Origin of the sequence: Nostoc sp. NMS7 (assembly GCF_017115085.1) — a bacterium.
GTDB lineage: Bacteria > Cyanobacteriota > Cyanobacteriia > Cyanobacteriales > Nostocaceae > Nostoc.
Genome location: NZ_JABXKJ010000097.1, coordinates 80,972 through 103,112, shown reverse-complemented (window position 1 = coordinate 103,112; position 22,141 = coordinate 80,972). Strand labels below are relative to the sequence as shown.

Annotated in this window: 14 protein-coding genes; 5 read left to right on the top strand and 9 right to left on the bottom strand. The window is 41.0% G+C overall.

The window, feature by feature from the left end; genetic code table 11:
- Positions 1-364: 364 nt before the first annotated feature.
- A complete protein-coding gene (locus tag HWQ38_RS10535) occupies positions 365-541 on the top strand; it encodes a hypothetical protein (protein ID WP_292792987.1) in 177 nt (58 codons plus the stop codon).
- Here HWQ38_RS10535 and HWQ38_RS10530 read toward each other — a convergent pair.
- The 3 genes from HWQ38_RS10530 to HWQ38_RS10520 all read right to left on the bottom strand — a co-directional run bounded on the left by HWQ38_RS10530 (position 505) and on the right by HWQ38_RS10520 (position 3,588).
- Positions 505-1,254 (bottom strand): aldo/keto reductase, encoded by a 750-nt coding sequence (locus tag HWQ38_RS10530; protein WP_292792986.1) that lies wholly within the window; start codon positions 1,252-1,254, stop codon positions 505-507. The two genes, HWQ38_RS10535 and HWQ38_RS10530, sit on opposite strands and share 37 nt — an antisense overlap.
- Positions 1,255-1,698: 444 nt before the next feature.
- Entirely contained in the window at positions 1,699-2,391 is a 693-nt protein-coding gene (locus HWQ38_RS10525) for a hypothetical protein (RefSeq protein WP_292792984.1), read from the bottom strand.
- Between the two features lie 114 nt (positions 2,392-2,505).
- Positions 2,506-3,588 (bottom strand): site-specific integrase, encoded by a 1,083-nt coding sequence (locus HWQ38_RS10520; protein WP_292792982.1) that lies wholly within the window; start codon positions 3,586-3,588, stop codon positions 2,506-2,508.
- Positions 3,589-3,846: 258 nt separating this feature from the next.
- On the opposite strand from HWQ38_RS10520, the gene HWQ38_RS10515 reads away from it, so the two are divergent.
- Positions 3,847-4,329, top strand: a complete 483-nt coding sequence (locus HWQ38_RS10515; protein ID WP_292792980.1) for a hypothetical protein — start codon at positions 3,847-3,849, stop codon at positions 4,327-4,329.
- 2 nt (positions 4,330-4,331) lie between these two features.
- The gene (locus HWQ38_RS10510) at positions 4,332-4,475 is read left to right on the top strand and encodes a hypothetical protein (RefSeq protein ID WP_292792978.1); all 144 of its coding nucleotides are present in this window, start codon (positions 4,332-4,334) and stop codon (positions 4,473-4,475) included.
- Between the two features lie 42 nt (positions 4,476-4,517).
- On the opposite strand, the gene HWQ38_RS10505 is transcribed toward HWQ38_RS10510, so the two are convergent.
- The 5 genes from HWQ38_RS10505 to HWQ38_RS10485 all read right to left on the bottom strand — a co-directional run bounded on the left by HWQ38_RS10505 (position 4,518) and on the right by HWQ38_RS10485 (position 16,473).
- Entirely contained in the window at positions 4,518-5,723 is a 1,206-nt protein-coding gene (locus HWQ38_RS10505; protein WP_292792998.1) for an AIPR family protein, read from the bottom strand.
- A gap of 118 nt (positions 5,724-5,841) precedes the next feature.
- Positions 5,842-6,015, bottom strand: coding sequence for a hypothetical protein (locus HWQ38_RS10500; RefSeq protein WP_292792976.1), 174 nt, complete (start codon positions 6,013-6,015; stop codon positions 5,842-5,844).
- A 264-nt stretch (positions 6,016-6,279) separates the two neighbouring features.
- A complete protein-coding gene (locus HWQ38_RS10495) occupies positions 6,280-12,645 on the bottom strand; it encodes a DEAD/DEAH box helicase (RefSeq protein ID WP_292792974.1) in 6,366 nt (2,121 codons plus the stop codon).
- Positions 12,642-13,565 carry a hypothetical protein gene (locus HWQ38_RS10490; RefSeq protein ID WP_292792972.1) on the bottom strand — a complete coding sequence of 308 codons (924 nt, stop codon included), beginning with the start codon at positions 13,563-13,565 and terminating at the stop codon, positions 12,642-12,644. The genes HWQ38_RS10495 and HWQ38_RS10490 overlap by 4 nt, the downstream gene beginning before the upstream one ends.
- 4 nt (positions 13,566-13,569) lie before the next feature.
- Positions 13,570-16,473: a chromosome partitioning protein ParA gene (locus tag HWQ38_RS10485; protein ID WP_292792970.1), complete on the bottom strand. Its 2,904-nt coding sequence runs from the start codon at positions 16,471-16,473 to the stop codon at positions 13,570-13,572.
- Between the two features lie 469 nt (positions 16,474-16,942).
- Between HWQ38_RS10485 and HWQ38_RS10480 the strand changes: the two genes are divergently transcribed.
- On the top strand, positions 16,943-18,118 hold the full coding sequence (locus HWQ38_RS10480) for a WYL domain-containing protein (protein ID WP_292792968.1): 1,176 nt from the start codon (positions 16,943-16,945) through the stop codon (positions 18,116-18,118).
- 91 nt (positions 18,119-18,209) lie between these two features.
- Here the strand turns inward: HWQ38_RS10480 and HWQ38_RS10475 are convergent, their stop codons facing one another.
- The gene (locus HWQ38_RS10475; protein ID WP_292792966.1) at positions 18,210-21,446 is read right to left on the bottom strand and encodes a DEAD/DEAH box helicase; all 3,237 of its coding nucleotides are present in this window, start codon (positions 21,444-21,446) and stop codon (positions 18,210-18,212) included.
- 46 nt (positions 21,447-21,492) lie between these two features.
- Between HWQ38_RS10475 and HWQ38_RS10470 the strand changes: the two genes are divergently transcribed.
- Positions 21,493-22,029, top strand: coding sequence for a tetratricopeptide repeat protein (locus HWQ38_RS10470; protein WP_292792964.1), 537 nt, complete (start codon positions 21,493-21,495; stop codon positions 22,027-22,029).
- The last annotated feature ends 112 nt before the right edge of the window (positions 22,030-22,141 follow it).

The following is a 22,141-nucleotide window of genomic DNA, read 5'->3' as shown; positions in this document are numbered from 1 at the left end:
CTACTGCCAAAACAATTTTATCTTAGTTACCGCTCTACACAGCATCATCCATCCAGTTTTACCAAAGAGTGATCGCAGTTGCAACTGATGGTGACACCGGACTACACCAATTCTGTAGATAAAGGATGGCGTAATTACAGCGCTTTCTGCTGTTATGAAGTACAGTTTCTCCCCTTCCTGCTATCTCTTATACCCTTTCAGGACTGAGAACGTACCTCACAATAGCGGGAACTTCTGTATCTGCCACTCCCCTGAATGGTTACGTTTTGAAGTTACACAAGCTGATGAAGTTCAAGATATTGAAAGACTCATAACTAAATCGTTTATATTTTACCGACATCAGTGGGTGTGAAGCCATCGCCTTTTGGTTAATGGCATTATTAATGCGGTGGAAGAAAAAGATAACCACCTAATGCCTTTGGAATTTAAAAAGGGACGTGTGACAAACCACCAAAGCGATCGCACCAAGCTCACTGCCTTCATGCGATCGCAACTGGGATATTTTTATTGTGGAATGCGTTCAGCCCCGAACTTGCGCTGATGCCAGTAAGGATAGATTGGCGCGTTGGCGCTAACCTGATTGAGCCGATTTACTTCCTCTAATGTTAGCTCCCACTGAGCGGCACCAAGGTTGTCTCGAAGTTGTTGTTCATTCCGCGCTCCGATAATAACGGATGTAATACCAGACTGACGTAACAGCCAGTTGAGTGCGACTTGAGCAACACTGACACCACGGTTATTAGCCACTTCGTGCAGAACTTCCACAATGTCGTATCCCTTTTCCAGGTCACTGACAGTGCCAATATCACCGATTTTTGCTCGTCGCGTCCCCTCCGGTTGGGACTGACCACGGCGATACTTACCTGAGAGAAAACCAAAAGCAAGCGGACTCCACACCAAGATACCCACACCTTGATCTAAAGAAAGAGGAATTAGTTCAAATTCCAACTCTCGCGCCACAAGCGAGTAATAAACCTGTTGTGACACATAGCGCTCCAAGTTCAAACGCTCTGATACAGACAGCGCCTTCATTAAATGCCAAGCTGAATAATTAGAGCAGCCAATGTAGCGAACTTTACCACTACGTACAAGTGAATCTAAGGCGCGAAGCGTTTCTTCTAGTGGAGTCAGAGCATCGAAACCATGAACTTGATAGAGGTCGATGTAATCTGTGTCTAATCGTCGCAGGCTGTCCTCACAGGCTCGAATCAGATGATAACGTGACAGTCCAGTATCATTTGCTCCTTTTCCCATACGACCATAAGCTTAAACATAAGTGATTGCACTTGTAAAAGTACGCTTTCGTTTTTATAGATAGTTTTAAGTTTAATTGTATCACGAGTATGATTTAAAAGACTTTTCAGGCTCTATGAGCTATTAGCTATCGAAAAGTGTTTACTTCCTCAATTATGGTCGGGTGCTGTAGTTGTTATGGGTAATGTTCCAGCACATAAAGTCGAAGAGATTGAGCCTTTAATCCTATCAAAAGGCGCAAGTGTTCTTTATCAGTCTCCTTATTCTCCTGACTCGCCTAACTATCTCCTAAGTACAAAAGAATATTTATTACGCTTTCAATAATATTAATATTTAAAGCTGCTATTTTGAGCAAAAAAATATCTAGCACTCGTGAGAGAAATTAAACTGGTGTTATGCCAAAAATCAACAAGTGTGTAGGCGTATTTAAAATTAATAAAAATCCTAACTTACCGGATGATATAATCCCGTATTTTCGTTAAATTCCCACCCCATACCCGATTTATCCTTGCCCTTGCACCATGCCACAAAAAGCGGTGGGTGCAACTTAATTCGCTGTTCGCGTACAGTTTCTACACTGACACCAAGTCTTGAAGCTAAACCTTCTTCGGTTAATGGTTGCATTCGGGGAGTATGCACTTTGAAGGATGAATTGTTGTAGTACGATTTATTGCCCCGCCTCGGTTGGTTGTTGAGATGATTTTGAATTTTAATAATCGCCTCAGTAAACTGTGTCATTCGGGCTGTTATCCCCTCAATTTTTTGTGATAAATCGGCGAGATTATGGATTGCTGTGGTTTCCTTGCTATTAGATTCACTTGAAAACTGTGACTCCAGCTTATCAAGTCGTGAGCAAATAGCTAATATCGTTTCATTGGTCGGGTTGGGGTGACTATTGTTGCCAACAACTAAGTATTCCTCAACACTTGCCTTAATCTTAGAGTCCAAGCGTTTATCTAAATTATCGCCACCAATTGCATCAAGGTTATCTATATCATCTAGGTAAAGTTCGATAAATTGGGTCAGCGTGGCTGTTGCCGTCGTCCCTTTCGACTTACAACGGGCGATAAACTGCTCCCACATCTTTTGGTCGCAGTTAAAAGATGCCAGCTTCTTGTTTTTCCCTGTTTGGCTCATGTCTAGGTAATGTCTAGGTAAAACGAGACTGGACGCGGCTGAGTGAGCGCGTCATCCCGAAAAGATAACTACCTTGACACTATCATTTTGGAGCGCATGAGTGCGATTGCTTTTTTACCGATGTTTGCTTTTTTTACGCAGTGCGTGAGAAGTCCCAACACGCCCGACATGGTGAATGTACTTTGCAGTCGTCGCAGGCGAAGCATGGCCCAAATCTGCTTGCAAGTCAAAATCAGAAGCTCCATTTTTCTTAGCCAGCGTCGCGTGGGTGTGGCGCAGAAAGTGGGCGCTGAACTTAATTCCCGCACTAGCAGAAATGGACGCCATCATCAACCGCAATCCGCGATCGCTTAGAGGTTTACCTCTGTCTCGACGACTGGGACTAGGAAACACCGGCTGATCATTGCTGGCATCGCCACGGTAATCCAGTAGCACCGCACTCGTCTCCGGATCGAGACTAATAGTTCTGGTTTTATTTCGTTTCCCCGTCACAGTTAACAATAGACAATCCCCATCCTCCCGAAACTGCCGCCAAAATAACCCCGGCGTAATTATGCGCTTACCATAATCAGAAGTTTGCCGCGCAATTTCTCCCGCCCTCACTCCACTGTAAAAGACGAGAGTCAACAGCAGCCAATGCATCTTATTAGTGTTGTGTTGCAAATCTACTTCAATCGCCGCTTTTTCCAACTTAGCAATCTCGCGTTCCGACAGAATCCGCTCTGCGAGCTTATCGTCCCACTGGATACTTAAGTCCTTGCCCAAGTCGATAGCAAAATAACCAATAGAAGCCCTAGTACCCCACTCCCACAAACTTTTAATCGCCGCCGTGTATTTAGCCGCCGTATTTTTACTAATTCCATAAGTATTTTTCTGTCCCCGTACTGGCTTTTCATCCTTTAGCCAAGCAAGATTTGCGTGTAGATGGAATAACGTTACCATCCTCAAATCAGATATCCCAAACCGCGACTGCATATAATCAGCAAGCTCATAACCAATTTGCCGATATGCCCGTCGCGTTTGGTCGCTTTTAATAGTGACAGAATGCACCCATAGCTCAATTAGCTGCTCCGTCGAATTAATTCTCTGGCGGTTGGGAAAATAATAATCCACAAGCGCAACCCGAGCTTCATCAAGCGGCAGAGTCACCATCTCCACAGCAAGTGATTCCACGCTTAATACAGGTAAATTTTCCATAAGATAAATCCCCAACCCCCACTGATAATTATGATGCCGAGAATAACAATTCCCGGTATCTTTATGATAGTTGTTTCCCAGACACGATCCAATTGCCCATCTAGAATCATCTATATCGTATATACGCGGATATCCTGTATGCGATGATAGTAGTGGGAGATAGAGAGGTAGGGGGAGTGAGTAAATATTAGAACTCGAAGCAAATGGTTAAAGAACTGGTTAGAAATCACTTCTCCACAACAAAAGCGCGAGGGACTGGTGGAATATCCGCAGATAAATATAAAACTTCTGTCAGAAGAAGACCGGGAGTTGGTGAAGCAGGCCAAGCAGCGTGCTGAGGATTTGCGCTTAACTTTTAAAGAGTTTGTGCTGGATTGTATTAGAAATGCACTCTTTGAAGAGAGTCCCGATAGTGCAGATAGTGCAACTGCTGCCGAAATTGAAGCTTTGAAAGCTCAAATCGCCGCCCTGTCAGAGAAAGTGAGTATTCCTTCTGCGACCAAAACGGAAGTGCATACGCTCCAGGAACGGTTAAATCAATTGCGGGTGGGGATTTCAAATGAAATTAAGAAGGATAGGGAGCAACTTGCTTCTTTGGCGCTGGCGCTCTCCCGGCTTGAAAGCCAAATTGAACAGTTGGTGCCTTCTTTAAATCTTCAAGTGGATGGCGAGGTAAATTCAAACAGTGATGGCGATTGGCTTTTTGGGGAAGACTCCGGTGCTGAACTACCGTTAACTTAAGCATGGGAATTGAAGAATGGGGACGGCGTAAAGCCTGCGGCATAGCTACGCTTAACGCGCAGCGTCTCGTAGAGAATAAATTCGCCTGCGCCTTTCTTCTATGCTTGAAAGCACCAGGTGTCCCCGCAGCAGAACACTTGGTGTAGTTCACCTGACTTGAAATCTGCTGTAATTATTTAGTGGAGATTTTAGCCTTGTGTGAGCGTTAATTCTTCACGCTTGGCGGAATTGACAATTTTCACCAAATGTTGGTTTAAATAACTTTGGGCCGAAATGTACAGACTTTCCCAAATTTCTGAGTTACGACAAATTTTAGTCCCCACTGTATTTCCTGCTGTTTTCTCCGATATCAAGTATTTACGGTAATAGTTAACCCACAGGTGTTGGAGAAAGTTTTCAGCAAATTCCTCAAAAGGAATAATCCAGTTATAGTCTTGGTCTAGGAATACCCGATAGGATGCAATTATGGGTAGTGCCAGGTCAGTTGGCGCACCAAACCCAAACGAGTACTTGCTGTCGGGAAGCAGGGTACTTTTGCGTGTATCAATTGATGCTAAGTCGTTAACACCCTTTCTTCTGGGGTTGCTGATATGTTCTTGGATGATTTCGTACAGTCTTTGCTCAATCCACAGAGCTTTGGGAAGTAGAGGCAATAGAAGAGTTAATCTTTCTCTCTCAGTGTCTGTGATTTGGCTTGGGGTGTTCGTACCTGTAGGGTGCTTGCTTCGTTTATTGCCGTCGGGATTGTATCTATTTCTGTCGAGGCAGTTTAGAAGCTTAAACAAGTGGTTAACATTACACTGAGCATTTCTAGGAGCGCCGCTTTGGTTTTGGTAATAGGCGATTCTAAATTTTCTATCTTCTGCTCTTTCTAACTGGGCTAAATACTGCTTGATGAATTTGTAATCTCCCCTAGCGTTGACTTTGGAGCGAGAATCCACTGGCGATGTGGTATTGGATGCGAGAGCGATATCTTTAGCTTCCTCTTCTTGGAGTCCGATGTGGATGGTAACTTTGACTCTGGCAAGGCTGAGGTCATATTTGTAATTTTTAGCACTTTCAAACGCTAAAACTGTGTGACCTCCGTTGATAATGCCATCGCTACCCCCCTCGCTAGCTTCTAAGACTTCTAACTCCAGTTCGGTTTTGTTTTTGCTGGGCTTAACTTTATTGGCTGACAGAACTATTCCACTGTGACGAGAGAAGAATTTTTCTGGTTGAGTCGTCACAGAGTCGAAGATTTGTCTGTAGGTTGCACTTTTGCGGTTTGGTTCCCGGATGTTGGGTTCTAGGGGTAGGTTTGTGGGAAACGTGTCCACATGGGCGGTGGCGATGATGCAATTGGGGTTTGCATGGAAATAGTTGTCTACTTTAATAATCCAGTTTTTCGGCATAGGTGGTTTCTGCATCTTAGCGATACATTCTCAATTATTCTTCTCGTGGGAAGAAGCTCGCGCTTAAAGATTATATTTTTAATTGATGTCTAAAGTTGTTGCAGTTGACTGGCAACGTCTAAAGTTGTTGCAGTTGACTGGCAACGTCTAAACAACTTGCGGTAGTTACTACTCGAACCCGAAGTAGAGGTTGATGGCGAAGGAAATTCCGACAGTGATAACGACTGGCTTTTTGGGGAAGGCTCCAGTGGTGTGGGAGCAGAAAATACTGAAGGTTTTTGAAATTGATCATAAAACAATTGTATTGACCAAAAATAAGCCCCAATGAATTGAGCCAGAGGTTTTCTGGATTGAGGAGTGAATTTGACGGATAATACAGAGTTCTAAACAGCCCTCTAGGGAACTCCAAAAAATAAATTATCCAATTTCTGGACTTCACTACAGCTTTGCCTCCCCTGCTCCCTACTCCCTGCTCCCTTGCCTTCAGAGCGATGGGATATTTTTTTATTTGGAAATCCCGTATTGTGCAACGCCAATTCTTCGCCATCCTCAAATTTTAAATGGTTTTCTCAACTACTACATAAGTAGTAAATTTAACACGATATTTTCCGCGCTCTCTTGCTAAAAAGGTCATCCCGATGTCAAAAATCACTTGATAATGCAATCCGTCTTGTCGGTAGATTTCCAGAACGCGACCGTGAGGAATAAGGTGACTCCATTGTTTGAAATCAACTGAGCGTTTAACTCGAACCAACAAATTATTTTCATTCGGTTGGAGTTGAACAAATATTTTTTTAAGCTCTTTCTCTATGGTAAAAGCGTTCTTAGCATCCTTATCTTCAGTTGTGAGAATTTCGACATGAGATTGAGTATCAAATCCACCCCATTTTAATAATTCAACTAAAATGGAAGCCCCTTCTTCCCTCAGATAGCGATCGCGGTAGATAATCTTCGTCACCTGGCTTCCAGATAAAGCAGCCTCTAATCTCAGTTTATTTCTAAGTTCTGACATGCTGAAGTCACCGTGCCATTCCTTTTGGGAAGGGTTTAAGAAGATTACGGTAGTGTTTATATCTTCTAACTCAGATGCTTGAACAAGTCTTGCTTCTTGGCGTAATTTTTCTAACCGACTAAAAACTGTTTTAACACCTTCTAGGCTTCGGGTTTGAAACCATACCTGTGGTTCATTGTTTGAGAATTGCTGCAATGACAGTGCAATACGATTACTTTGGTTGCTATTGAAACAGAGAGTTGGGACATCCTGATGTAAATTTTCAGGAAAATGTTCAGCACAAGCCTGATAAAGTTTTACTAAACCTTGGTCTATCAACTGTTGTAAGCGTTTTCGCCAAACCTTGAGGTGATTTCGTTGGTCTAAAGAAGCATCTGAAAGTGTATTCTGGTCTGGCAAATGGTTTACTATTAATTCAAGTGGCTTATTAATCGCTCTCATAGAGTAAACTGCATCTGTAAGCAGATTTAACCAAGGCAAATTTGAACCTTTATTTAAACCAAACTCATCGGTTAGTTTGGGTAAATAAATTAAAGTATCTGGTGCAGCCGCTCGGCAAATTGCTGGTAAGATATCTGCGATGAGAGACAAACTTATTCTGTTAGAGTTGGGAGCAAATTTTTGTAATTCTTCATCCGGACTGACTTGCTCAACTATCGGTCTAAGAAAATCTGCCACTAAATGACGGTTAAATTGGTTGTGAAATGGCTGATTTGAGTAAGTTTGCAAACAGTCATAACAACTAGTTGCACAGTTGCATGATGAAACTATTTTTAATGCTATCTTTAAAACTTCATCAAAGCGTTCGGCAACGCGACGGCTGTATCCTGCCCCTCCAGGCACATTGTCATAAATAATAATGTTAGCGCGTTTGTCCGAACGAGGCGTAAACAGCCCATCTAATTCTGTACGCGGTACGTCAATTACTTGGGCTGCTGCTGCTAACAATGCATAGGTGAGAGAACGCCAAAATTCTAAACCTCGGTTGCGATTTTTTGTATTGGTAAAAATTTCGCCGTCATCTTCGCGTTCTCCATCTTCGCCGAACAGGGGTGTGGGTTCAGTTTTGGAGTCAAAGACAATTTTTAGTAAATCGCTACAAAATTCATGTCCCAAATGCATCAATGTATAGCGGCCAGAACATGGTTTTCCTGTTCTGGGATGAGTATGAGGAATTTGCGATGATTGTTGGCTAGTTGCAGAGTTTTTATTGGCTCCTTTTTTACCTCGGCTTTTTTTCGGTTCTCCTTTGGGTAATAAATCGCTCAAATCGCGTCCACAGGTAGTACAAATTGCAAATCCTTTTCTATCAAATCCTTTGTCTTTACCATAGGAACCTTGATTAGCTAAAAAGAAATTTCCACCTTTGCTAACAGTAAGAGTATACAAACCCAATTGTGGTGGTAAGGTTTCTGATAAATCCCCATCATTTATTAAGAAAATCTGAGATACTGGTTGACGCTGCGGTTTGATATAGGGAGTGACTTCTGGAAGTTTTTCCCAATCAGTTGTAAATGCTTTGGGAACTTTGTAAAGTTTCATTTTTTTAGCCGCAGGTGAGGATGGCTCATCACCGCAGACGGGACAGGATTCTACTAGTTCATCTCCCGTATTAGCATCTAAAAAATGATTACAATTTTGACAAACCCAATAAAATTTTTGTTCTAATTCTGTTGGTTTGAGAATGCCAACACTTTTGTACATTCGGTCATCTACTATTATTTCTTGGTCTGGAGCATATTCACCAAGAGCAAGTCGGCGATCGCGTTCTAGTCGATGTTTTCCTTGTGCCGAATTATACTCATTGCTTTCCCCGGTCAAAAGGCGAACTACGTCAATAGGAAAACCATAAATTGGTAGGATACTGGCTTGCGCTAGTTCGTTGTGTAGGCGACGAGAGCCAACTTTATCAAGTTCGCGCTTTGTCCCAGCGATGAGTCTGGCTATTTTCTCTAAATTTTTTGTTTCAGATGGATCGGTAATGCGGTTTCGTAGTTCAAGCATATCTTCCGCTAAACTATTCCAATCTTGAAGTTGCTGCTCTTGAAAATCTTCAATCCCATCTTTAAAGCCTCTCAGCACTATAGCTGCTTGACTTTCAAAGCTACCTAACCGAGTTAGCCACTGCGCGGTTAGCTCTGCTGCTTCATCACTATTTAACCATTGTTGTAACTTACAAATCTTGGCTTCAGCAGCAGGAGTGAAATTTTCAGAGGAAGCAGGATTTTCTAGTGGTAAATCCAAAAACTCTGCTATTTTTATTTCTTCTGCACTGAGATTCCAGTTTTCTCGTAAAAATGCAGCTAGTAACTCAGCATGAATGTGACGCTGCTGTATTTGGAAGTTAGCAGAATCAAGCTTGGGAATTTGATTGCTACCAGCAATTAACTCTTTTGGTTGCTCAAAATAAAAGCGGTCGTGGGGACGACGTTGACCGTACATTAAAGTAATAGCTACACCATCTGTGCGTCGTCCAGCGCGTCCGGCTCGTTGCTGGTAGTTGCTAACATGGGGAGGGAAATTGCGAAGAACCACCGCTTGCAACTCACCAATATCTACACCCATTTCTAAGGTTGTCGAACAACTGAGCATATTGATGCGACCTTGGCGAAAACGATTTTCGCGTTTTTCTAGTTCCGCAACACCTAGCTGTGCTGTATGTTCTTGCGATCGCAGTGGCAAGGGTGAGCGTTGTTTAATTAAATACTGCTGGTAATGTTCGGCAGAGGTTTGTTCAATTTTTTCAGGTGTGTAAGGCTCAAGAGTACCACCACATTTATAAGCCGAACATCTTTGAACGCTAAGTTTTCCAAGAATGATTTTTGATAAACTTGGAACATGAAAAATCTGCTGGCAGCAATTACATTTATACCAATCTTGCCGCGTCTCTATAATATTTAACAGTCCCCAGTTGAGTTGAAATCCCTTTTTAGCTGAAACAAGTAAGCCAAAGTCTTGAAGTTGCCGGAAAAGCCATATAAAATCTTCTTTACTAGGAAGTTCCTCTTCGCCAAATATTTGTAAGAAGTACCAACCCAAGCGATTTGGTGGTTTTCTCACCTTTCCTTGTTTCCAAGGCATAAAAGAGGGAGAGTCTTTATATTTTTTTGTGTCATCATCTGATTTTTCTAAAAATAGGTAATTTTTAGACTTACCCTGAGCATCTATCATTTCGGGACGGCGACCATCGCCTCCGGTTTCTTGAAAGTAGCTGGATGAGCCTTCAATGCTAACAATTCCTGTGCGACGGATGATGTCAGTAATAACTGTCAAGAAAATCTGTGCCTCATCATTGCTGATTTCAAATTTACCAGCAACTGACTCTATTAAATGCCTCTCCAATTCTATATGACAAGTTAACAATGCAAATGCTTCTAAGGTTAAACGACGGTTAAAATAAAGAGCAAATTCCTTAACTAATATTTCCTTAGCTCGTTTCTGAGCTAAATCTTCCGCATCTATTTTATTTTTTCTATCTTTAGGTTCCTCTTCTGGATCGTTAGGACGGTAGCTTTTATAATTTACATCAGATTTTCGGTCAGGGTGAGGAATATAAAATTCTAAAAAGTCTGCTTTCAGTTGGTGAATTACTTGATTAACAGATGTAATACCTTCAGTATTTTTTACCTGGTTAAATGCTTGCCAAAGCATCTGGCGGTATAGCATTTCGGTATGGGTACGTTGATAGTCAGAGGCAAAAAAGGCTGCATCTTGACGACCATCGGAAAAGGTAAGTATTTTCCGCTTTGAAGAGTTTTTATCAGTCTTTTCTGTTTCGGGTAGTAGTTCAAATAGACTATCAAGCATCGCCTCTAATGGGCCATCTGTATAAGTTACAAATCGATTAATTGCTAGAGTAGTGCGTCCAGTTCCAGCACCACAAGCAGCACATCTGTTTAAATAACAACCGCCTTCATCCTCATCATTTTTTTTGTGATGCCATGCTAAATTAAATTCATTTTCTGGTGTTACTTTGTTTGTAAACGCTTCATCTGGAAGTTTACCAATCCAGCCGTGCTTCTGAAGTTCAAATTTAAAAGTTTTTAGTGTTGTTGATTCTTGTTCCTCTTCATCTTCACCCATTTCCTCTTCTTCTGTTACACTGTCTAAATTGCCAGAAGTCAAAGTGTAAATATTGGTACTATCCTTTAATGCTTGAATTGATCTGGGTAGAGATTCTAGTTCTCCCGAATCTTGACGTTGAGTAAATACATAACCCTGACCGCATTGAGAACAACTACCCAATTCTAATACAGGGGAACCACAGCATTCACAGGTTTTTTTCTCATTCAAATAAAGTTGCCCATACCGTACTTCACGGTCTGAATAAATTGGGTCGTGCGCGGCTCCCGAACATTTGGGATTAATACAGGCATAAAGTCCCTCTAAACTGCGAAATAAAAGATGCAATCTCACAGGAAGTAAAGGTAAATCATCTGGATTTGCACGAGCGAGAGTACCTATTTGCAGCAAATGAGCTAGTGCAACTTCTGCATCTGTATCATCAACGCTACCATCTAATTTAATTGGCAGATTTACACCCCATAATTCTGTAGAGCGAACTATTTCTTCCCAAGGTTTAGGTTCGCGACAAAGTATGTTAATCAGTCGATGTATTAAGGGATGTCCCTTGAGAGCAAACCAGAGGAATTTGTGGATATCGCTATCAGCTTGCGACTCAGCTAATTTTAGTTTTTGTTCGGGTACAATAGCGCTCAGTGGGTCAAACCAAGAACTAATTGGAGAACCTTGTTGTGGTAATTCAATAATACTTAAATATTGTATAATTTCTTCATTAGTAAGTGCAGCAGGTAGGGTATAAGGTTTGCCTAATCGGTCTTTGGCATTGAGACGCTGACCGCGAATTACTTGACTAAAAGTTTCACCAAAAAACTCTCCTGCAAATGCGATAACTTTATCATCAACCGAAGCATCTCCTAAGCTGGCACTGGTAGCGATGCAGCGAATTTTACCTTTTTGTTCCACACCTACGGAAGCTTTAAAACGCTCCAACAGCATGGAAACTTCACTACCCTTAGCACCATCATAGGTGTGAGCTTCATCTACTACTAACATTTTGAAAGTATTTACTGAAGCCTCAAAAATTTTTTCTCGCTCCTTGGGTCGAATCAACATATGCTCCAGCATGGAGTAGTTGGTAATTAAAATATGGGGTGGTGCTTCCCACATTTCTTCTCTTGAGAGTAATTGCACTTGGCTAGTTTTTTCAATAGCTTTATCAATTAATTCCTCATTTTTTATAGATTCTATTTCAGCCAAGGTAAATAATTGCCGCAGTTCTTCTGGATCGTAAGCTGCAAATTCTTCTCTTAATGACTCTATTGCTTTACCTCTGTCCTTTTCGGTGCGACTGGTGTAGAATCCAAATTTGATTTTGGTTGTCGTCTTTTGGCGACATAATAATTGCCGTAGACGTTTAACTTGGTCATTTACCAGAGCGTTCATCGGGTATAAAATTAGCACCCGCACTCCAGCGATCGATAAATTATCTCCTTCTTTCATCAGCATATCGAGCATGGGTGTCAGGAAACACTCAGTTTTTCCCGAACCTGTACCAGTTGCAACGACTATATTTTGCTGTTGTTCCACAACTGCGCGGATAGCTTTTTCTTGATGTTCGTACAACCAACGGCTACTAGGTATAAATAGTGTTGCCATATCAGGGTGTAAAACCCCTTGTTCGACCAAATCATTGATACTAAGACTTGATTTATACGGCTGAGAACCTTCGAGGTAAGGATGTTGCCAAAGGTTTCCAGGTTGCTCTAATAATTCCTTAAAACCGTAGCGGAGATGGGGGTCACGTAGGGGGTAAGCTGTAAGTAAATAGCGAATAAAGTCTGCACGGGGTTGTTCAACTGCTGCAATTGGATCTAGATATTTAGTCATACTAATTTAGCTCCTAAACGTTTAAATGCTTCTTTTACAAGTGGCCAGTTTTTTGATTGAAAATTTCGAGTTCTGTATTCTTCTCCAGGCTCAGAAATATGCCATAACCACCGTGCATAGGTACTGGGAAAATAGACACCTTGCAAATTTAACTTTCCTGGAGGTTCATCCCAAATTATTTTTAAAGGACATCCCATTTGTTTGTCTTGGTAGAACATGGCTAAAATAGCTAAATCTGGCTCTAATTCATAAAAATTTTGGTCTTCAAACCAGAGATATTCACCTGTGGGTAAGTGCAATATATCTTCATTTTTGATACTTTCGCGGCTTGGATTGCGCCAACGTTCTTTCTGCGCTTCATTACAGGGTACGTATCGCTGAATATAGCTTCCATTTTGCCAATTTTTGATAGAAAAAGGGTCTTCTGTCAAAGTTGAACGCAACTCCGATTTCAAGGGTTTTCTTGGGATTGGGAAATTTTCAATACTATCTGAAATAGTCAGCAAACGAATACCAACTTGATTAAGACGGTTTTTAATCCTATGAAATTGATTACTTTGAGGGCGTAACACTAAAGGATTTGGAGGGTTTTGTTGACTTTCTAGGACTTGATGAGCCAGAGTCAAATAAGCGCGATCGCCCCGAAATAGCAAACTTGTTAAATCTTCTTTATTCTGGGCTAAAACCATCGGAGGAGCAATGCAGTAATGGTTTCGCGTTCCTGCTAATATTTCACCTTCTGCTTGTAATTCATTTAAGGTATTTTGAATTGTATCTGTTAGGTTTTCTTGAGATTCGTTGGGAGAAAGACTTGAAACTAGCAGCGAAATAATCTGATGCTTTGTTAAAGGCTGTGGAATTGTCTGATTATCGGAATGACGATGATTGCTGAGTAGTCGAGTAATTTTTTCGGCAAACATGATTTTATGATATTAATATTTTTTGAGCCTCATTTGAGGTTAAAGGCTGAGTTTGTTGAATGTATTCTAGAGGTATATAGCTGTTAATATTATTTATATTCTTGTATTTCAATACTAGAATATCATTGTAAACAGGTTGTTTAGGAAGATGAATACTTAAATTTCCTTTCTGCCGATGATTCTTTTCAATGTTTATTTCTATTTGTTTAAAAACAAAATTACGTTTTTTAGGGTTTGTTAAACTTATTAATAACCAATTTTCTTGAATAGCTGCTACATGAACAGTATCCGCTCCTTTTGATATTGTTACTTTTTGCGTACTTGGCGGACTTTTCAACTTGACTTTTAGATTTTCAACAATAGCTTGGAGTTTCTCTGTAAGAGAATTAATCTGCAACCATTCTGGAAGATAGCAAGGTAAGTTTTTCAGGCTATCAATAGCTGTTTGTAATAAATAGGGGTCATAGTCATATTTATTGGCAGATTTCACAAAATCACTAACAGATTCATTATCTAGAATGGTGTAGCAGTAATCTGCCAAATCTTCATTTTCTAATGTTTCATCCGGTAAATCATTTTGATTGCTATTACACCACCAACCAAGGTTATGTCGTAGTTTACGTGAGCCTAATATCTGAATATTATAAATTCCAGGTTGCAATTTTAACGGAACATTAATTCTATCTTCATTTGACGAAACTCGGGAAATTTTAATTTCTACTGGCGGATTTTCAGGTAAGAGTAAATTCCAGCATGAAAGAGAATAAAGTTCGTTAGGTAATAAACCAGATATTTGAACTGCTTGATTATCCCAAGTGCAGCTAATTACCAGGGAAGCAATTTCCATTTCTATTAAACGTTGTGTTTCTCCACCTATCCTCTGGAAATCTAAAGCATACCAATTAGAATCAGGAGATAATAAATTATAGAAAGATGCCAAGTTTATGTGTAAATTACCCAATGAATCTGCTTGACACTGAGAAATCTGGGTTTCCTGCCCATCATATAAAGATAAACCGATAATTTCTAGAGGTAAAAGACCTTTCATTTTAATTTCTTCTGCCCAAAAAGTATCAGCAGAACCATTATGAATAGGTAAGTTTTCTACCTGTCCTTGCGAACTGCTACTAATTAGTAAATTTTTAATCTCTGGCTTGCTAGCCATCTGATAGTTTGACTGAGTTTCAAACTTATATGACCAGCGATGAAATTGACTCCAAAACCGGGCTTCATATTTCCCTGGTTCAATAATCCATTTATCGAGAGGAATTGCTTGCCATTTATCGCTTGATTGTATTATTTCAGTTGTAGTAATAATTGTTTTTTGATGGGTGATATTTTCGATAGAAACATTTAAGGATATTTGTCCCTCAATAGGCGGATACCAGAACGTGGGAATTTCTAAATAAACAGATTTTTTACCCTTGAGCTTCAGTCCTCTTAAGCTTGGTTGTTCCTCAGAAGAAAGTTTCCAGCTAATCGTTGGGAATGTAGTAATCTCTTCATCGGAGAAAGCTATGAAGACAATTGATGATTCTTTCGTTGTCAGTGTCAGCTGTTTACCTTGCCAGCCTCTAATACTAGATGGTACACAAGTATCTACAATTTCAATACCATTACCAAAGTCTAGACAAACGCCTTTAGGAGTAAAGAAAATAATTTCTTTGGCTCCCCTGATGCTAGGATTAGTAGAGTCTAAATTTAAGTGTTCGCCTGTCCCAGCATCGAATATTAGACAAGGCAGATTCCTGGCTACACCCTCAAGCTTCCACTCATTTAAGCAATTTTTTCGATGATCTAAGAGTTGCCATTCCCATAGTTCAGCCCCACTTTTGATATTTACAACTTGTTCGGGAATCATTAATCCTGGATTATTGGGAATAGTACCTTCCCAATGTGCTGCTGGAATTTGGCAGAAAGTACCACTTAAGCGTTCCCAACCTTTCTTCCAAAGGCTTTGTTCTGGCAGCACTAGCTGCATATTCAATGATTCAGTAACATCTAAAACCAGTGATAGAGGCTTTTGGCGACGACTAATTATTTTACGGCTATTACCAAAACGACGCTGTTTAGGAGTTAAAACCTGAATTAGACTGTTCCAATCCCTCAAGAAAAAATTGTTTGGTAAGTAATAGTTTCTCAGCAGCTTTTCGCGCTCATTGTCATCTTTCAGCGCTTCCGGTAATGTTCCTTGACGTTCAAGTTCAACAGCAATAATAGCAATACCTTGAAGTAACTGCCCGGAGATTGGTTCAACTTCCTCGTTTTCTTTCTGCGGGCAACTAGCTTTGAGAAAATGAATTAGAGTAGCCCATTGAGGATGCTTTTCTTGACAAAAATCAAACAGTTCTTCAGAAATATCTTCACATGAGCTATGGGCAATTTCCCACCATCCATATTCATTTGAGAATTCCTGAACTAAGTGGGCAAAATGATTGAGGTTTTGTTGAGGAATACCACTTTGCAGCCATAAAGTTGATACATAGGGATACCCTCCTTTAGCTTTGACAAGACCAAGTAGGTCAAACCCATCACCAACAATCCGACGTAGTGTCTTCTCTAGGCTTTGATTACACGAAAGTTTTAACTTTTGACAAAAACCATACCAAAATTTTTCTTCAACGCTTGAATAATAATATGCATACTCAGATAGAGCAAAAGTTAGAATTTTCAGCCAGTTTTGCTCAGGTTCATCGAATCTTTCATATAACTTATTATAAGTAACTGTACTTAGGTTGCTCAAGTTATAGCCTACAACATCTAAAACTTGGTCTGTGGCTTTTTGACTAATCTGAATGCTACCCAAAAATCGCTGCTTATCTGGACGATTATAATGAGACCAATGTGACGAAATTGTTTGCCAAAGATGTTGCGTTTGTCTTGGTATAGAGAAGTTAAAAGTAGTCATTGTTTAGTAGATAACTAACTTAGTTAAACTGCGTCGCTAACGCTGGGCTATCGGGCAATCGGAGAAGGGATTTATCCCTTCTGCCTTTTTCCCTCTGCTTTCTTGTTCAATTTTTACTAACCAGACAACCAACAAAGTTCGGTTGCTGCCCTGACAAAAAAGTATCTCTATACTTAAGATTCCCTGCCAAGGGTTTTAAGTAACTATTTTTACACTATATCTACAATTTACGCGGAAAATTATCTATTTAAGATATCGGTCTAGTACTTCTGCCGTTTGAGTGCAATGTAGGCTGAATGCCTTGATTTACCTTGTATAAACTGCATAGTAGCAAAAGGTATTTCAAGAAATCCATTAAATCCGAGTATTTATTTGATTATTTAAAATTACCTAAAAAGCAAGACTAGTAGAGCTTTGAGAGGTTAATTTAAGTACTAGTTGAATATTTTCTTTTACTTGACAGGTCAAAATGCCCAAGAAGTCTATTGCTCATCTTTATACTGACCTCCAGGCGTTTGAACGGTTGATGCTACTGATTGCGACTTTTGTGCGTTATCCCGGAGTGGGCAACAGTGATTTTAATGATTCAATCGATACAAAATCTGGGGGTTATCATGATGCACTTACTGAGGTGTCGGTGCGTTTGCAGGAAGTTGCTCGTGACTGCGGTATTGATTTGCCAGCTTACTCATTACACACGCTGCGAAAAGATTTGCGGACATTGCGTCACTACAATATCCTAGACAACCGTATGTATCGTTGGGGTTATTATCTGGGGACTGGTGCAATGAGTCTGGTCGAATTACAGGTTGCGTTCAATGCCTTAACCTCTCAAGCAAAATATCAACAAGATCCGCAAGTTAACAAAATTTATCAAATATTGATGCAACGATTACGGGGACTGAACTTAGCAGAACAATTTGCCTATCCAGTGCGAGCGCAAATCAATCGAGCAATTATTTACACTGACCCGCAAGAAATGATGGCTGATAGTAAGTATCGTGGCACCCTTTTTGAAAAACTAGAACAGCTAGAAAGCGCTATTATTCGGGGCCAGGCAATAGAAATTTACCGCAGTCGTAATGCTTATCAAAAAGGTATTACTGAGTTTTTAAATATTTACCCTTTACAACTTATCTATTCAGATATAGCTTGGTATCTATTGCATGAAGATTGTCAGAATGGACATTTAGCTATCTCAAGGTTGGATAGGTTTACCGAACACTTTAAGTTGCTTGACTCTAAAGGACGGGATTCAACAGAACAATGGCAAAGCCTCCAAGTCGCACATCAACTACTGGAGAATGGCTGGGGGTTATATTTAGGTAAACAAGAAGAACAAAGTTTAGAGCGACAGGGAAAATTAGATTTTGTTAAAGTAACCGTGCGCTTCTTCCCTGATGTTATGGTGTTTATTCAAGAAGGCGAAAAACGCCATAAAAGCCAGAAAATTTCTTTTGGAACGAAAACTCCAGATGGAAAACCAAGCTACCTAGATTACAGACTCAAACTTCCATCGCGATCGCTGACGGAATTTAGCCGTTGGGTTTATCGCTTTATGGGTAGCGCCCAATTCCTTACACCCAAGGAATTGGTGGAAAAACACAAGCAAGCTGCTCAGGAATTGCTCGCTCGTTATCTTTGAACTATTGGCATCTCCTTTCTTTTCTAGCCCTAATTGATTAAATGCTTGGTTAGAGCGATCGCAAAGGACACTAAGCGGTTAATTTCAGCGGCTAACTTTCAAAAGGTTCAAGAATTGGTGAAAGGAGAGTTGGCTCAAGTTCTTGCTGACGGTGTTGTTCCACAGCCTTTCTCACAATGGCTAGCTTTTCGACATCATGGTTGAGGTGAGGGAGAATATCTGAATCAGACACTGTTTCGATCACGTCTATATTGCAAAGTCCAGCATTAAGTAATTGCAGATATTCACCCCGTGTCAAACGGGTGGCCACCTGCCTTGCCAAATCAACAGCTGCTGGCGGAACTCCAACATTCAGCCGTATAAGCAAACGAGAAATAGGTTCGTCTAAATCAAGGTTAGGATGCAGTATTCCTGCGACTTGAGCCACAGTAGGTAATAAATCACAGGTTCGTTCAGCAACGTCACGAATTGCTCCTGCTGCTCCACCGGGCGCACCTCCAAACTGTGTAAGAATACTCTCAATTTCAGCTGTTGGTCGATGGGTTACAAATAGAAGACAAGCAACTGCTTTCTTTGCTCTTAAAGTGCTTTGATGCTGAGTGGTAACACCCCGTTCCAGAGCATTCAGTAACAAATGAGGAACACCTTGTCTTAAAAGTTCTTGTTTCCAAACAGTAGGTTCTTTGTTTGTGCTTCTCCAATTGATCGGAAACAAAAGTCGATCCAACTCAACTGTTAACTGTGTTGCAGCCAAAAGCGTTGGTTCAAGAATAGATTCAGGATTGAGTTGGGAGAGGCAGGCGACTAGACGAATGACCGACTCAACCTCAACGCCTGCCTCTCCAGCTAATCGTCCCAAAGGGGTTAGATAATAGAAATTGTTTTCATCTGGCTCAATCAGTCTATGCTGCGACAAACTCTGAAGTGCTGTTATAAGCTGGTTACGATCCCATTTCCATTGGTGGGCAAATTGCATTTGTTGAAATGCACCAAAGCTAGATTCCAAAAACTCAATTAAATCCTCTGCCTGCATTCCTTGCATATGTAACTGCTGGGTTGCTTTTAGCTTGGATAACTTTTGGATTGCAGAAAGAATCCGTAACAGCAGTGCTCGTGGATCTGTATCAGTACTTAAGAAGCGAGAAGTAAGGGATTCTGGATGACCTTTGACGTATTGTGTCCAAAAGTTGTGTACTTGGAGTGGATCTAAAGCTAAGAGGTAAGACGTTCCTCTTTCTGTCAACTGAAGCCGTCCGGCACGTCCAGCCAAGTTTTTGTACTCTGCTACTGAATAAGGACTAGATCCTTTGTTAGCCAAAGGATGGTTTAGACCAACAATAACAACAGCTTCAGCTGGTGTGTTAATTCCCATTGCCAGAGTGGTTGTAGCCGCAATCACTCGCAAAGTTGTCTTTTTGGCACGAAACCGCTCTTCAACGACTCGTCGTTCTTCTGCGGTAAGTTCGCTAGTATGGAATGCAACGCCAGCTTGCAATGCTAACTTCAAATCGTTTGAAGCTTTCGAGTCGTCGCCAGTTGGTAAAGAATCTAAAGCTATTTGATCTGATGGCAATCCTAGTTCTCTAGCCAAATAAAGTGCACATCCACGAGCCTCTCCCTTTTTCTCACGGAAAACAAGCACCTGTTTCCCTTCACTAATCAATTTCTGAACCAGTGGAATCACATAGTCCTGGCTAGAATTCTTAATGGGCTGGGGTTGAAAGAGTGGCTCCGTTATCTTTTCTTCACCAGAATCTCCATCAATAAACCGGAAACGCCCATCTGCGAGTAAAATTCCTTCATCCAAAGGAACAGGTCGTTCTTCCCGCCGCAGTAAGCGTGCACCTAGCCAATGTTCCAGCCCATTTGTATTTCCAATAACCGCTGAAAGCGCAATGACTTGAGGCTCAAGCCCTTGTTGTCGTCTCACTCGGAGCAAAGTTAAGATAAACTCTAAATTCACACCCCGCGTTTCATCCGCGATCATCTGCACTTCATCAATTACGACTGTACCAACCAGATTCAGAATATGTGGATTTGTCAAAACAACAGATGCAAATTTCTCATAGGTGAGCAGGCAAATGTCATACCGTCCTTGTAGTAAGGGTGTAATATCGTCTGTTTCCCCTGTAGCTTGCATTGTGATAATGCCAAACGAACCGTAAGATTCATTAAAAGTTCTAAATTTGTCACTAACTAATGCTTTGAGTGGCAATAGGAATAGCGCCCGCTTGCGCTCTAGCACACTTTTCAACGCAGCCAGCTCTCCTATGGTCGTCTTGCCTGAAGAAGTGGGTGCTGACACAACCAGATGCTCTCCTTCTAATACCTTAAATTCATTGATTGCTGCAAGTTGGAGCGCATTGAAGGAGGGAATGACTGTTGCCCAAGTTTGAAGTAAAGTTTCTGGAAAACCATAGGCAGCAAGGCTTTGAAGATCAGATGTGACTTTAGGATGCGATCGTTCTGGAAATGCCGTTCGGTACAATGAACCAGGTTTAAAAATAGGTAAAAGTAACTTACCGTCAATTTTGCCCCTTAGTGTGGGATGCTGTGGCTTACCAAGCTGAGTGGATGCGTCAATAACTCGCTGCGTAATGTATTGAAGCATGGGGTAAACAGCGAGTTTGCCAGATTGTTGTACTTCTTCTGCTCCTTGTAGGGCTTCCAATAAATAATGGGTCAGTAAGCCATGCCCAAGTCGTATATTTTCATAGGCTGATTCCGCTGAACCTGATGCCGTCAAAATTATTCGTCCTTCCCCGGACAATTGAGATAGCGCAGCATCAACAGATTCCAAATTGCGTGCCACAGTTTCAACCCGAAATACTTTGGCTTCCACACCACCAGAAAAGCAGCAATCTAAGAAGCAGATGAGCCGACGTGCTGGAATTTGTGCAATTTGCTCAGCTAAAAATTCAAGAGAGATTGATGTGTTATCTAAGTTGTAAGTATCCGTGTCATACGCAACAAGCTGATGAGAATTGGTTCCATGGCCAGAGAACGCGATAACAACAAGATCCTCTTCGTTACAAGTTGCTAGAGCGGCCAAACATTCGAGAATGGCTTGGTAAGTGGCTTGCTGGTCAATCAAAAGCTCAGCTTCACCACCCAACGTGTCACAGAATAAAGCATGGAGTGCTGTGGCATCACGTTTGGCACAGCTTAACCACGAGATTTTGGATGAGTCGTGGCGATCAATACCAATGAATAATCCTTTGAATCTCATACCCTGACGTTCCGTGCTTGGCAGTTCATTAAGCTCAGGCTGAAAGGCCATGGCATCGCGTAGGTTGGTAAGTAGATGACAATGTTCAGCAGAACTCACGCTAAGCTCCTAAGAAAGGGTAGGTTAATTTTTAACAGGTATGTAAGTGGACAATATAGCAAAAATACAAGCTGACGATCTTATTCATCAGGGCTTGGAATTTTATCAAAACCATCAGTTTTCTCAAGCACTTCAAACTTTGCAGCAAGCCTTAGACCTGTATCGAGTAATAGGAGATCGTGAATGGGAGTCTAATACGCTTGGTACATTAGGTATTATTTACTATCAGTTACAGGACTACCCAAACGCGATTGCATATTCTCAACAGAATTTAATAATCGCTCGGCAACTGGAAGACCAATGGGGAAAGACTCAAGCGTGGATAAATTTGAGTAATGCTTATCAAGCGCAAGGAAATTACGGCCAGGCGCTGGAATACCATCAACAGAGCTTAAAACGAGCTAAAGAAATGGCAGATCGGGAATGTGAAGAACAAGCCTTAACAAACCTAGTAAATCTCTATCTTGCACTAGGAGAATTTGAAAAAGCTGTAGAGTTACACCAAGCCTGTTTAAAAATCTTGCGAACTTTAAACGATCGCCAACACGAAGGTGAAACATTGAGTAATATCATGTCCGGGTAATTAGTTATGATATAAAATTTCCAGAGTCGTTATATTTCAACATCTCAGCGTCATTTTTATCGTAAGTGTTCAGGCGGACATGATATAACTTGGGCATTGCCTATCATGCCTG

Bases quoted from the DNA above. Each gene is read 5' to 3' on its own strand.
- HWQ38_RS10530 (WP_292792986.1), bottom strand. From the start codon at position 1,254: ATGGGAAAAGGAGCAAATGATACTGGACTGTCACGTTATCATCTGATT.
- HWQ38_RS10525 (WP_292792984.1), bottom strand. From the start codon at position 2,391: ATGAGCCAAACAGGGAAAAACAAGAAGCTGGCATCTTTTAACTGCGAC.
- HWQ38_RS10520 (WP_292792982.1), bottom strand. From the start codon at position 3,588: ATGGAAAATTTACCTGTATTAAGCGTGGAATCACTTGCTGTGGAGATG.
- HWQ38_RS10510 (WP_292792978.1), top strand. From the start codon at position 4,332: ATGGGAATTGAAGAATGGGGACGGCGTAAAGCCTGCGGCATAGCTACG.
- HWQ38_RS10505 (WP_292792998.1), bottom strand. From the start codon at position 5,723: ATGCCGAAAAACTGGATTATTAAAGTAGACAACTATTTCCATGCAAAC.
- HWQ38_RS10500 (WP_292792976.1), bottom strand. From the start codon at position 6,015: ATGATCAATTTCAAAAACCTTCAGTATTTTCTGCTCCCACACCACTGG.
- HWQ38_RS10495 (WP_292792974.1), bottom strand. From the start codon at position 12,645: ATGACTAAATATCTAGATCCAATTGCAGCAGTTGAACAACCCCGTGCA.
- HWQ38_RS10490 (WP_292792972.1), bottom strand. From the start codon at position 13,565: ATGTTTGCCGAAAAAATTACTCGACTACTCAGCAATCATCGTCATTCC.
- HWQ38_RS10485 (WP_292792970.1), bottom strand. From the start codon at position 16,473: ATGACTACTTTTAACTTCTCTATACCAAGACAAACGCAACATCTTTGG.
- HWQ38_RS10480 (WP_292792968.1), top strand. From the start codon at position 16,943: ATGCCCAAGAAGTCTATTGCTCATCTTTATACTGACCTCCAGGCGTTT.